This window comes from Dyella sp. (genome assembly GCF_051954575.1).
In the GTDB taxonomy this organism is placed as follows: domain Bacteria; phylum Pseudomonadota; class Gammaproteobacteria; order Xanthomonadales; family Rhodanobacteraceae; genus Dyella_B.
The window spans coordinates 1-12,457 of record NZ_JBQCHP010000153.1 but is presented as its reverse complement, the minus strand read 5'-3'; the positions used below and the strand labels follow the sequence as shown (position 1 = coordinate 12,457).

General features: G+C 61.2%; 8 protein-coding genes. 4 read left to right on the top strand and 4 right to left on the bottom strand.

Annotated features, from left to right (window positions below; genetic code table 11):
- Positions 1 to 139: 139 nt before the first annotated feature.
- The 3 genes from ACTHNE_RS18835 to ACTHNE_RS18825 form a co-directional block, all read right to left on the bottom strand.
- A complete protein-coding gene (locus ACTHNE_RS18835) occupies positions 140 to 1,174 on the bottom strand; it encodes an SIS domain-containing protein (protein ID WP_440270022.1) in 1,035 nt (344 codons plus the stop codon).
- Positions 1,175 to 1,405: 231 nt separating this feature from the next.
- Entirely contained in the window at positions 1,406 to 2,431 is a 1,026-nt protein-coding gene (locus ACTHNE_RS18830; protein WP_440270021.1) for a LacI family DNA-binding transcriptional regulator, read from the bottom strand.
- 97 nt (positions 2,432 to 2,528) lie between these two features.
- Complete coding sequence (locus ACTHNE_RS18825; protein ID WP_324941053.1) at positions 2,529 to 3,812, bottom strand: sugar MFS transporter; 1,284 nt, start codon at positions 3,810 to 3,812, stop codon at positions 2,529 to 2,531.
- Between the two features lie 577 nt (positions 3,813 to 4,389).
- On the opposite strand from ACTHNE_RS18825, the gene glk reads away from it, so the two are divergent.
- Together glk and ACTHNE_RS18815 are read left to right on the top strand one after the other, a co-directional pair.
- Positions 4,390 to 5,421, top strand: coding sequence for a glucokinase (gene glk / locus ACTHNE_RS18820; RefSeq protein WP_324941057.1), 1,032 nt, complete (start codon positions 4,390 to 4,392; stop codon positions 5,419 to 5,421).
- Positions 5,422 to 5,557: 136 nt separating this feature from the next.
- A complete protein-coding gene (locus ACTHNE_RS18815; RefSeq protein ID WP_440270020.1) occupies positions 5,558 to 8,284 on the top strand; it encodes a TonB-dependent receptor in 2,727 nt (908 codons plus the stop codon).
- On the opposite strand, the gene ACTHNE_RS18810 is transcribed toward ACTHNE_RS18815, so the two are convergent.
- Positions 8,257 to 8,487: a hypothetical protein gene (locus tag ACTHNE_RS18810; RefSeq protein WP_324941062.1), complete on the bottom strand. Its 231-nt coding sequence runs from the start codon at positions 8,485 to 8,487 to the stop codon at positions 8,257 to 8,259. The two genes, ACTHNE_RS18815 and ACTHNE_RS18810, sit on opposite strands and share 28 nt — an antisense overlap.
- A gap of 24 nt (positions 8,488 to 8,511) precedes the next feature.
- On the opposite strand from ACTHNE_RS18810, the gene ACTHNE_RS18805 reads away from it, so the two are divergent.
- Together ACTHNE_RS18805 and ACTHNE_RS18800 are read left to right on the top strand one after the other, a co-directional pair.
- Positions 8,512 to 10,806, top strand: a complete 2,295-nt coding sequence (locus ACTHNE_RS18805; RefSeq protein ID WP_440270019.1) for a beta-N-acetylhexosaminidase — start codon at positions 8,512 to 8,514, stop codon at positions 10,804 to 10,806.
- 385 nt (positions 10,807 to 11,191) lie between these two features.
- Positions 11,192 to 12,145 (top strand): hypothetical protein, encoded by a 954-nt coding sequence (locus ACTHNE_RS18800; protein WP_440270018.1) that lies wholly within the window; start codon positions 11,192 to 11,194, stop codon positions 12,143 to 12,145.
- Positions 12,146 to 12,457 lie beyond the last annotated feature (312 nt).

Sequence of the window (12,457 nt, the reverse complement as noted above, 5' to 3'; positions counted from 1 at the left end):
AATGATGGGGTGAGGACCAGAAGCCCCGCAGTCTGCGCCGCGCGGCTTGGCAAGACGGCCAGTCGTCCCGGCGCCGCGCAACACAACCTGCGGGCCTTCTGGTCATCATGCCACCTGCGCAGAACACAACGGAGCATCCTTAAACCGTCTCCGTCACTTTGCGCAGATGCGGCGGCACATCCGGATCGTAGCCGCGCGCCAGCGACAGCGCGGCGGCGGCGCGATAAAAGCTCTGCACCGCGAGCAGCGGCGTCACGATCGGATCGATGCCCGAAGGCAGCGGCAGCGTATCGGCGCCCGGCGCACCCGGCGCGGCCACCCACACACGCGCACCGCGTGCGCGAAATTCGTTGGCGACGGCGAGCGTGTTTTCCAGCGTGCCATCGTCCTGCGCCAGGAACAGCACCGGAAAGCCTTCGCCGACCAGCGCCATCGGGCCATGTTTCACTTCGGCGGCGCTGAACGCTTCCGCGTGCAGGCCGCAGGTTTCCTTGAGCTTGAGCGCTGCTTCCAAGGCGGCGCCAAAACCGTAGCCACGGCCTACGACAAACAGGTTGTGCACGCTTACCAGGCCCTGTTCCAGCGCGCTCCAGTCGCCTTCCCAGCCGCGTCGCAGGTCGTCGGGCAAACGTGCCACCGCTGCATGCAGAACCTCATCGTTGGACCAGTGCGCCGTCAACTGCAGCACGGCAGCCAACGTGGCGAGATAGCTCTTGGTCGCCGCCACGCTGCGTTCCGGACCGGCGCGCAGCGGGATCACCGTATCGGCCAGTGCGGCCAGCGGCGAATCTTCCACGTTCACCAGCGCAAGCACATAAGCCCCGGCCTGTTTGGCCGCTTCCGCGCTGCGCAGTAAATCAGGGCTTTTGCCGGACTGCGAAATCGCCACGAACAATGCGCCGTCCAGCTTCAGGTTCGCATCGTAGATGGAGGAAATCGACGGCGAGGCCGACGCGGTGATCAGGCCGAGCCGCGTTTCGAACACATACTTCGCATACGCCGCGGCGTGGTCGGAACTGCCGCGCGCGCAGGTCACGATGAAGCGTGGCGGGTTCGCGCGCAGGCGTTCGCCCAGCGCCTTGAGGATGGATGCGTTCTGCGCAAGCTGTCGTTCGACCGTGGCGGCGCTCTCCTGCGCCTCGTTGTACATCAGGGTGTCGCTAGCGGATTTCATGGATGCTCCGGTTAGGGCCAGGAATCGGGAAACGTAAATCGGGAATAGTAAAAAGCGCGGTGCGCTTCGTGGGCACCATTACCAACTCGTCATCGCCGACGACCGTTAGGGTTGGATGAGAAAAAATGAAATTCAAGGACCGGGCCGCGCAGCTGGTGAAAAGCCGAGTGCGGCACATTCGCGGCCGCCCGACTTTCACCATTCTCGATTGACGATTCCCGATTCCCGCAATTACGTCTGCCGCGGCGGCGCGGTCGATCCACGTACCACCAGTTCCGGCATGAAGCCCTCGTTGGGCAAATCGTTGTCCTGTTGCAGGCCGTTGATCAGGTGCAGCGCCGCATGCCGTCCGATTTCGCTGGTCGATTGCCGCGCGGTGGTCAGCGCCGGCCACGCCTGCTTGGAGAACGGACTGTCCTCGAACCCGGCAATGGAAAGATCCCACGGCACGTCCAGCCCGGCCGAGCGCGCCGCCGCCAGCACGCCGGCGGCGATCTCGTCGTTGCAGCCGAAGATCGCGGTGGGCGGCTCTTTCAAGGCCAGCAATTTGCGCGCGCCGCGAAAGCCGTCGTCGAACGCGTAGCGGCCGGGAAGAATCAGCTTGCGGTTGAGCGCAATGCCGTAATCCTTCAATGCGTCCGCATAGCCTTGATAACGCTCCGGGCTGGAGCGGTGATGCGGTTCGCCCCACAGGAAACCGATGCGCGTATGCCCGAGCTGGATCAAGTGCTCGGTGATCGCATAGGCCGCGTCGTGGTCGTCCACGTAGACGCACGGCATGCCATCTTTCGGATCTTCGCGCGAGGCGATGATGCGCACGAAATCCACATCGTGCGCTTTCAGCGTCGCCAGCAGAGCCGATTGTTCCGACATCGGCGGCGCCAGGATCAACCCGGCCAGGCGCGCGCGTTGCACCAGCGAAACCAGCTCCTCGGCCAGGCCGGGCGCTGCCGAATCGCAGGGGTAGATCTGCAAGCCGAAGCCGCGTTCGCGACAGGCCGACAGCACGCCGTTCTGCATGTCGATCACGTAGTGCGCGTTCGGATTGTCGTAGACCAGGCCGATCGCATAGGCGTGGGAACTGCTGCGCAGGCTGCGCGCGGAAGGGTCGGGGCGATAGCCGAGCTGCTCGATCGCCCGTTCCACCTTTTCGCGGGTCTCGGGCCGTACCGCCGCCTCGTGGTTGATGACGCGTGAGACCGTCTTCAACGAAACGCCGGCATGCTTGGCGACGTCCTTGATGGTGGGGCTGTGCAACGAGAGTTCCTCCCGGGTAACGGTTGGGCATCGTAGCCCAGTGGCCGGGTCGAGTGGGGGTGGTAGAAGCGTCGACGCCTGACTTCACAAGCTTGCCTTAGCCGGCATGGCTACCCACGTTATGGCCACGCATGCCGTAGTACAGGATGTACAGATAGCACGGCACGATGACAATCACGAACGCAAGCTGGAAATCGATGTACTGCTTCAGGTGCACGAACGCCTGCGGCAGCAGTGCACCGCCGACGATGCCCATGATCAGCAGGGCCGAACCCAGCTCGGTGTGGCTGCCCAGGCCCTTGATCGCCAGCGGGAAGATCGCCGGCCACATCATCGCGTTGGCGAAGCCGAGCGCGGCGACGAAGGCCACGGAAACGTAACCGTGGGTGATATACGCGCACACCGCGAACACGGCGCCGAGTACAGCGGAGATGGCTAGATAGCGCTGCTGTGAAATGATGCGAGGAATCAGCACTGAACCGAGGACATAGCCGGCTAGCATGGCCCCCATGGTGAAGGTGGTGAAGTGCGACGTCTCCTTCAGCGGCAGCCCGAAACCCTGGCCGTAGGTATTGATGGCGTCACCGGCCATCACTTCCACGCCCACGTACAGGAACAGGCACAGCACACCCAGCCATAGATGCGGAAAGCTGAAAATGCCGCCTTTGCTGTGCCCGATCGAGCGTTCGCTGTTGGCGCCGGACGGTTTGATCTCCGGCAGCGACGAAAGCAGGATCCAGATCGCCAGCACCACCAGCAGCCCGGCCAGGCCCATGTACGGCCAGAACACGCGCGCGGCGAATTCATTGAGCGAGGCTTCGCGTGCCGGACCTTCTGCCATCTTGGTGACCTGCTCCAGGAAGGCATCGATGCCTGCCATCACCAAAGCACCAAACGCCAGCGGCGCCAGTGCCCCGGCGATCTTGTTGCAGATGCCCATCAGGGCGATGCGCTGGGCCGCGCTGTCGATCGGGCCAAGAATGCTGATGTATGGATTGGCCGCCGTCTGCAGCAACGACAAGCCCGCGCCGATCACGAACAAGCCAGCCAGTGCGCCCGGATAAATGCGAATGCGCACGAACTCGCCGAACAGCGCCGCGCCGATGGCCATGATAAAAAGACCCAGCACCATGCCCTTCTTCATGCCGGTACGCTTGAGCACGGCGCCTGCGGGCAAGGCGAGCACGAAGTACGACAAGTAAAACGCAAAGGGCACCAGGAACGCGTTCACGTCATCCAGCGTAAAGGCCACCTTCACGAACGAAATCAGCGGTCCGTTGAGCCAGGTGAAGAATCCCATGACGAAGAACAGCACGCCGATGATCATCATCGGCAGCAAGGTCGACGTGCGTGCGTCGGCGGTATACGTGGTGGATGACATGTAGCGATTCCCCGTGCTTGGTTTCAAAGTTATCTACACGTCTAGTGATCTTTCCTGGCGTCATGCCCGCGAATGCGGGAATCCATTGTTGCTTTCCCCGTCGAGGCAGCATGGATGCCTGCTTTTGCAGGAATGGCGGCAGATAAACAGGACGTCACTAGGAAACGTATAGCTACCTTTGGCTTAGGCCCGATGTCGGCAACCGACACCGCCGTGACGTCCTTTATTGTCCCCAATGCACAACGTTGTCAATCGGAGGCTTTCGGCACCGCCGACAACGTGCGTCATTTGGCCCCGTCCGGCAGTCCGGTGTGACGCATCGCAGCAGCGCCTTGGATAGGCCAATCGGCCTAGATGATTGGACGAAAAACCATTTAGTGTCAAAGGATTAAAAATTCTTAGCGCCAGCCATGCAGGCAGGCGTTTCGCGCCGCGACACAAGTCCCTGCACGACCTGCGCGGCGACCTGTTGACAGCGTTGTCATTCCTGACCAGACTCCGCCATCGAGACGTGCCTGGTGGGTAAGCCGACAAATTCGGTAGGGCGGGCACGACAAAAAACGTGAGGGGAGGGGGCGTGGCTCAGGCTGTCGTACATGGCAAGGCGCAATCGGCACCGTCGCCGGAGCGGGCATTTCTGGCGGCCGACGTAGGCGGCACGCATGCGCGCATCGGGCTGGTCAGCCCGCATCCGGACGGCCATCGTCCCGTCACGGTGTTGGAATACCGCCGTTACGCCTGCGCCGAATGGCCCAGCCTCACTGCCGTTCTCAAAGACTTCGTTGGCCAGCTCAACGCCGGTACGCGCGTGGAGAGCTGCGCCGTGGCCAGCGCCGGCTACGTGCTGGGCGACGCCATCGTCAACGACAACCTGCCGTGGCCGGTATCCATTCGCGATATCCGCGAAAGCCTAGGTATCGCCAGCCTGGCGGTGATCAACGATTTCGAAGCGGTCGCCTACGCCACCCAGTTCATGACCCACGCCGATACGGTAGCGGTGATCGAAACCAGTGCGCCGCAAGTCGTCGGCCCTGTGCTGGTGATGGGGCCGGGCACTGGCCTGGGTTCGGCGGTGCTGTTGCCCGGCCAGCCGCACGCCACGGTGTTGGCGACGGAAGCGGGGCAGGTGTCGCTGGCGCCCGGCAATGAACTGGAGATCGATATCCTGCGCTGGCTTGCGCGTGATCGCGCCTATGTGTCCTACGAGCACGCGTTGTCCGGGCCTGGTTTGCTCAATCTGTATCGCGCGATCTGCGATGTGCGCGGCGCCAAGCCAAGCCTGCAGCTGCCAGCAGACGTGACGCGCAGCGCGGTGGAACGCACCGATGCCGCGGCGATTGAAGCCTTGAACGTGTTCTGCGGTTTGCTTGGCAGCTTCGTCGGCGATCTCGTGCTGCTGTACGGCGCGCGCGGCGGTGTGTATCTGGCCGGCGGCATCCTGCCGCAGATCCGCGATCTGTTGCTGTCGAGCACGTTCGCCGAGCGCTATTTCAACAAGGGCGTGATGCGCCCTTTCCTGCAACAGGTGCCGGTGCGACTGATGGAACACGGCCAGCTCGGCGTAATCGGCGCCGCCGGCTTGTATCTGGATGGTCAGCACGCGCACTGATGCGCGTGCGCAAAAAGGTAAGAGTAGAGGAAGGCTTTACGAAACGAACCGGGCGCAAGCCCATCACGCCACACAGCACGGACATGCCGCGAACATTTTCCGTGTTGAAGAAACGCCTCTGAGGGGAGGAAAAGTCATGTCAAACCGTAGAACCATGCTTGCCGCGAGCATCATCGCCAGCTTATGCCTGTCCGGTACGTTGCATGCACAGGACACCACGCAGACCTCGAGCCAGGCCAATCAGCAGAACAGCGCAGAGCAGGCCAACAGGGAAAAGGTCAAGCAGCTGTCCACCATTACCGTTACCGGTATCCGTAGCAGCAGCGAGCTTTCGATCGACACCAAGCGCGCGGAAAACACGCACGTGGAAGTGGTTTCCGCCGAAGACATCGGCAAGCTGCCGGCCAAGAACGTGGCCGATACGCTGCAGCGCCTGCCGGGCGTGAACATCAGCTCGTCCAGTGCCAGCGAAGGCGCATTCGACGAAGCCGATCGCGTGAGCTTGCGCGGCACCAACCCCAGCATGACCCAGACCATGATCAACGGTCACACCGTCGCCACCGGTGACTGGTTCGTGCTGAACCAGGTGCAGACCGTGGGTCGCAGCGTGAGCTATTCATTGCTACCGTCGGAAATCGTCAGCCAAGTGGTGGTGCACAAGACGTCCGAAGCGAGCCTGATGGAAGGCGGCAGTGCAGGCACGGTGGACATCATCACGCGCAAGCCGCTCGAATACGCCAAGCAGATCACCGCCGAGGCTTCGATTGGCGGCGTGTATGCGGATCTGCCGGGCAACGTCAAGCCGCAGTTCAGCGGCTTGTTCAACTACAAGAGCGACGACAACACGTTCGGCATCCTCGCCCAGGCGTTCTATGAAGAACGCAGCCTGCAGCGTGATGGCCAGGAAGTGGTTGGCGGTTACAACAGTACGACTTTGGGTGGCAAGACGTATTACTACCCCAACGAAATCGGCAATGCCCTCTTTACGCAGACGCGCAAGCGCGAAGGCGGTGCGTTCGACCTGGAGTGGAAGCCGACCGACAACCTGACGCTCGACCTCAACGGCTTCTATTCGCTGATGAAGGCCGACAACTTCAACCGCAACTATATGTTGTGGACCAGTAATGCGCTGACCGGCGGCGCCGTACTGTCGAACGTGCAAACGCGCGGCAACGTCATCACGGCCGGAAGCATCGCTGGCGGCACCGGTTCCTATGGCGTGTACGACCAGATTTCGCGTCCCGGTGCTTCGTCCAAGACCAATTACGTCACCTTGGATGCGGATTGGAAGGTCACCGACAAACTCCGGTTCCGCGGCGAAGTCGGCACCACGCACGGCGCCGGCGACAGTCCGCACCAGGACGTGATCGAACTGGGCGCAAACGTCGGCGGGACCGGCAGCTGGTCGATGAATGGCCTGGGTTCGCCGATCAGCTGGAGCGAAGGTCCGGTCAACAACAACCAATCCACCATGGCGCCATCGTTTGGCTGGATCTTCGGCGAACAGGGCATCCACATGGTGGATAAGGAAAGCTGGGCCAAATTCGATGGCGAACTCGACTTCGATGGCCCGATGTCGTCGTTGCAGTTCGGTGGGCGCTATTCCACCCACACCCGCGAAAGCCTCAACGACATCGCGCAGGGTCCGAACTCTGCCAGCAACTGGCAAAATCCGGCTGCGTATCCCACCGCTACGTCCAACTACCCGGGCGACTTCGGCAGCCAGATCGGCGCGAACGTTCCCGCCAGCGTGTGGTATTTCACGCCGTCGCAGCTCAAGCAGATCGACGCACAGTTCGCCAATCGTGATCCGGTGACGCGCTTCTACTGGAACGACATCTACAAGGTGAAAGAGAAGGACACCGCGCTTTATGCGCAGGCGAACTTCGATGGCGATCGCTGGGGCGGCAATCTTGGTCTGCGCTACGTGCATACGGCTGAGACGATCAACGACGCCACCACCAACCCCGATCCGACGGCATCGTCGGCGGCCGGCCCGATCGTCGGTTCCGCATTCGGCGCCTACTACTGGAACACCATCCATCACTCGTACAACAAGGTGCTGCCCAGCGCGAACCTGAAGTTCGATCTGACGGATGACCTCGTCGCCCGCTTTGCTGCATCACAAACGATGACCCGTCCGGACTACTCGGCGCTCGCAGGTTCCGTATCGCTGGACGACCTCACGCATACCGGTTCCGGCGGCAACCCGGGCCTGAAGCCGCTGATCTCCACCAACTTCGACGCTGCTCTGGAATGGTATTTCGCGCCGCGCGGCCTGCTGTCGGGCAGCGTGTACAACATGGTGCTGAGCGACTATGTGAACTTCGCCGACGTGCAGCGCGTGTACAAGGACATCCAGGCATCGCAAACGGCGGGGCATGACGTCTTCTCGACCTACACCGTCACCGTGCCCAGCAACACCGGCGGCCACGTCAAGGGCTTCGAACTGACCTACGACCAGCCGATCGGCGACAACTTCGGCGTGGAAACCAACTACACCTATGCCAATGCGCATGCTTCCGGCGGCGGGCCGCTGCAAGGCACGTCGAGGAACACGTTCAACACTTCGTTCTACTTCGAAAACGATCTGTTCAATGCGCGGCTGAGCTACACCTATCGTTCGTCGTTCTATGACACGGTGAGCCATGGCGCCAATTACTACCAGGGCGGCGTGGGCAATCTTGCCTTGTCGGTGGGCTACAAGGTCAACGACTGGATGTCGCTCTCCTTCGACGCGATGAACCTCAACAATCCGAAGTATCGCTACTACTACCAGGACAACAGCACCTTCGGTAAGCAGCCCTACGCGTTCTACGTCAACGGCCGCCAGTACTACTTCAACGTTCGCTTCAAGTTCTGACTTACTTCCCCGCCAAGGACCTGGTGATGGTTTGCCAGGTCCGATTTTTTCGGGAGTTCGGTGACAAACGTGGCCTGCGACGCCGGAATGCCGACGCCGTAGGCCATTTTGTTTTCGGCGGCGGTTTTGCCGGGTGATTGAATATCCAGCAGGCGTAGGTATCCACGCTTGTGTTCGGTATGCTCAATCCAGGGGAAAACCATCCACTCGGTTTTACAGGAAGACGTATGCGATACGCTGTTCTGCTTCTCTGCTTGACCTTCTTCAGCTTGGCCCAGGCTGCTACGCCGCCGCTGATTCCACAGCCCGCCGAACTTCAATCCAGCAGCGGATCGCTCAAGGTCGACAACGATGTGGCCATTGTCGTTCCTGCACACGACGCATCGGCGCGCAGTGCCGCGCAATACCTCGCGGACCTGGTCGCACGCACGCGCGGCTTGCATATGAAGGTGGTCGATACACAGGGCGCCGGCCGCGCCATCGTTTTCCGGCGCGGTCCCAAAAGCGATCATGCCGAGGCATATACGCTCGATGTCACCCCCCAGGGCATACACATCGAAGCGGGTGATGACGCCGGCCTCTTCTACGGTGCGGCCACGCTATACCAATTGTTGACACCGGATGCGAAGCAGGGCGCGGTGGATGTACCGGCACTGCACATCCGCGATGCCCCACGGTTCGCCTGGCGCGGCGTAATGCTCGATTCGGCACGCCATTTCCAGTCGGTGGACGACGTCAAAAAGCTGCTCGACCAGATGGCCCAGCACAAGCTCAACGTGCTGCATTGGCATCTCACCGACGACCAGGGCTGGCGCATCGAAATCAAGCGCTATCCGGAACTCACACGCATCGGCGCGTGGCGCACGCCGCCGGATGCGGGCCACGATGGGGAGCCGCAGCGCTACGGCGGTTTCTACACGCAGGATCAGATTCGCGATGTCGTAGCCTACGCCGCCGCGCGCCACATCACGGTGGTGCCGGAAATCGACATGCCCGGCCATGCGCAAGCCGCCGTGGCTTCCTATCCGCAGATCGGCGTAACCGGCAAGCGTCCGCCGGTGTCGGTGGACTGGGGCGTGAATCCTTATCTCTATAACGTGGACGATGCGACGTTCCAGTTCATCGACAACGTGCTGGACGAGGTGATGGCGCTGTTCCCGTCGCGCTACATCCACGTCGGCGGCGACGAAGCCGTCAAGGACCAATGGAAGGCGTCGTCCGCCATCCAGGCCAAGATCCGCGCGCTGCACCTGAAAGATGAAGATGCCTTGCAAGGCTGGTTTATTGGCCGCATCGGCAAGTATCTTGCGGCGCATGGCCGTCGCCTGGTCGGCTGGGATGAAATTCTCGATGGCGGCGTGCCGGCCGACGCCACGGTGATGTCCTGGCGCGGTACCGATGGGGCGATCAAGGCGGCGAAGCTCGGGCACGACGTCGTCATGTCGCCCGCGCCCGACTTGTATCTCGACAGCCTGCAAAGCAACCTGCCGGACGAAGCGGCCGGACGCGAACCCGTGCGCAGCCTGGAAAACGTCTATCGCTTCAACCCGGTGCCGGCCGTGTTGAACCCCGCACAGGCCGCGCACGTGCTGGGAGCTCAGGCGAATGCATGGACCGAACATATGCCGAGCATGCGCCATGTGGAACATGCCGCTTTCCCGCGCCTGGATGCGTTCAGTGAAGTCGTGTGGTCGCCGGCATCGGCATTGGACTGGAACGATTTCCTGGCGCGCCTGTCGGCCCAGTTCCAGCGTTACGCCGTACAGCATGTGGATGTTGCCGATAGCGCGTTCGCCCCCGTCATCCAGGTCGACGCCAACGCGGCACTGAAAAGCAAACAGGTGGAAGTGACGCTTTCCAACCAGGCCGGTTACGGCGACATCCGCTACACCACCGACGGCCGTGCGCCGGGCCGTGATGCGCCGCTCTACAGCAAACCGTTCACTGTGACCTGGCCCGCCACGATCAAGGCAGCGACCTATGCGAGCGATGGCAGCGTACTGGCCGATACGCGTTTCCGGGTGATCGATCGCGCGCATCTGCTGACGAAGGCGGGCGCGGAACTCACCAATTGCGCGGGCAGCGATTTCCGCCTGCACGTGCAGCCCATGCCGGACGCCACCAGCATGTCGCCGGTGTATCCCGTGAATGTGTTCGATACGTGCCAGCAATATCCATCGGCGCCACTCGACGGTGTCCATGCGATTCACGTCGAGGTGGCGCGTCTTGAGCGCAACTATGCGCTGGCGCACGACATCAAGCTGGTGGTGTCGCGTCCGCACAGCACGCGGTTCGGCGAGCTGGTCGTGCATCAGGATCGTTGCGATGGCCAGGTGCTGGCGACCGCGTCGCTGCCTGACCCGGCATCGAGCGCCAGGCATTTTGCGCTCGACGCAGCGATGCCTACGCAGCACGGCGAACACACGCTGTGCCTGATATTCACGACGCCGACCGATGGGCCCTTGTATGCCATTGGCAGCGTGTCATTGGTGCCCGCGGATACAGCCACGAGCAAACCGTGAACACAGCGCCGCGCCGCTTGCTGTCCCTGGAACGCCATCGCCGCTTACGCCGGCTCCGAGTTGATGCAGATCTCCTGCCGGCGCTTGGGTGGCAGGGCCGCTTTACAGGCATCTGTTTGCGAGTTGGGTTACTCCGCTGACCGGGGCCGTCGCGTTCGTGCTGTTCTGGTGGCTGGTCGTGTTGGGAATGGAAAGCGGCGGATGTATCTCAAGCTTTGAACGCAAGAAAATTCGACCCGCTACTTCCGGTGTCCAGGGAAACCCTCGCGTAAGCAAGCGCCGCGTCATAATGCTCGCGCAATTCGTTTCATTGACATGGACAGGGGGAAGTATGAAGCGATACATCGTAGTGCTCTGGATGTTGGCGTGCACGGGCTGCGCGCCCATGACAACGAAGGTCAATTTGCCGGACATCGCAAAATCCGACTCGCTACCGATCAGTGACATGCGGCCTGACAGTGAGAAGGAAAAGAAGATTTTCAGTCTGCTGATCTCCAACGATAAATACGGGATCATTCGCACTGGCGACGCGAGGCTTTCGCCGTCTCCGATTCGCTTGTTGCAGTATCAAGCGTTCGACAAGTTCAATGCGTCTGGCCATTTGCCCAAGGTGGGCGTCTACCATTTTGTCGTTTACCAGAATACGAAAGCGCAGCTCTTGGCCCAAACGACCGGCGCCGTGGCGGGTGGTTTGATCGGCGCGCTGATAGCGCAGTCGATAACCGACCACGATGTGCCGGCAAGTACCCAGCTTTTTGATGAAAAGACATTCAACGCCCAGTCGAGCGACGAATATCAGAACGGCCTGTTCGCCAAGAGCGAAAATCCGAAGAAGGGCGCCGTGTATATCGTTTTCATCGATACGGATATCGACGGAAAGAAAGTATTCACGCGCACGATTGCTCCTATCCATAAGCACGGCGATCAGGATCCGTTGGCGAGCGCGGTACAGCTGGCCATCAAGAATCATTTGGATCATTACGACTCGAATGCACCGATAATCGTCACTCCAGACGTCGTTGCCGCACCCGCGAAGACGACAGCTATTGCCGCAGACGCGACGATTGCCGAACAGGCGACGGCGTCATCATCGCCTCCTGACGCCAAGATCATGGTGGCATCCGTGTCCAGCGCTCCAGATTCTTCCCAGATGTCCGCTGCCAGCGCAGCTGTGATGTCGATGGCGCAGAGTGTTGCAACCCAGCTGGGATGCGGCGCAGTACAGGTCAACGGCGACGCGACCTACATTACGCCTTGCTCCGGCTACAGTGTGCTGATCGACTGCAATGGCGATCAATGTCGGCCCATGCACACGGTCAACGTAAAGCATGATGATTAGGCAATCGAATCCGTGCCGTCATCGCTCGTTTTTTTTGCGCGAGCGGTGACCGATCGGCATCGCAGGGTTTTACTTGATCAGGTGCAAAAAAAGGGAAGACTTCTCACACCAATCATTTCGCAAAGGGAGAGCATGTGAAGCGTTGGTTTTCAGGAATGTTGTTTGCATTGATGGCGTGCACCGCCTTGGCCAGTTCCAATTCAAATCACGTGGCAGTTAAAGCCAGCATGTTGTTGACTGGCTGGATCGACGTGCTTCCTGACGGGTCTGTACGCGCCTATGGTCTTGATCCACGTGTCCAGGTGCCGGACG

Excerpts from the sequence above, each read along its gene's own strand:
- ACTHNE_RS18835 (WP_440270022.1), bottom strand. The coding sequence starts at position 1,174 with ATGAAATCCGCTAGCGACACCCTGATGTACAACGAGGCGCAGGAGAGC.
- ACTHNE_RS18815 (WP_440270020.1), top strand. The coding sequence starts at position 5,558 with ATGTCAAACCGTAGAACCATGCTTGCCGCGAGCATCATCGCCAGCTTA.
- ACTHNE_RS18825 (WP_324941053.1), bottom strand. The coding sequence starts at position 3,812 with ATGTCATCCACCACGTATACCGCCGACGCACGCACGTCGACCTTGCTG.
- ACTHNE_RS18805 (WP_440270019.1), top strand. The coding sequence starts at position 8,512 with ATGCGATACGCTGTTCTGCTTCTCTGCTTGACCTTCTTCAGCTTGGCC.
- ACTHNE_RS18810 (WP_324941062.1), bottom strand. The coding sequence starts at position 8,487 with ATGGTTTTCCCCTGGATTGAGCATACCGAACACAAGCGTGGATACCTA.
- ACTHNE_RS18800 (WP_440270018.1), top strand. The coding sequence starts at position 11,192 with ATGACAACGAAGGTCAATTTGCCGGACATCGCAAAATCCGACTCGCTA.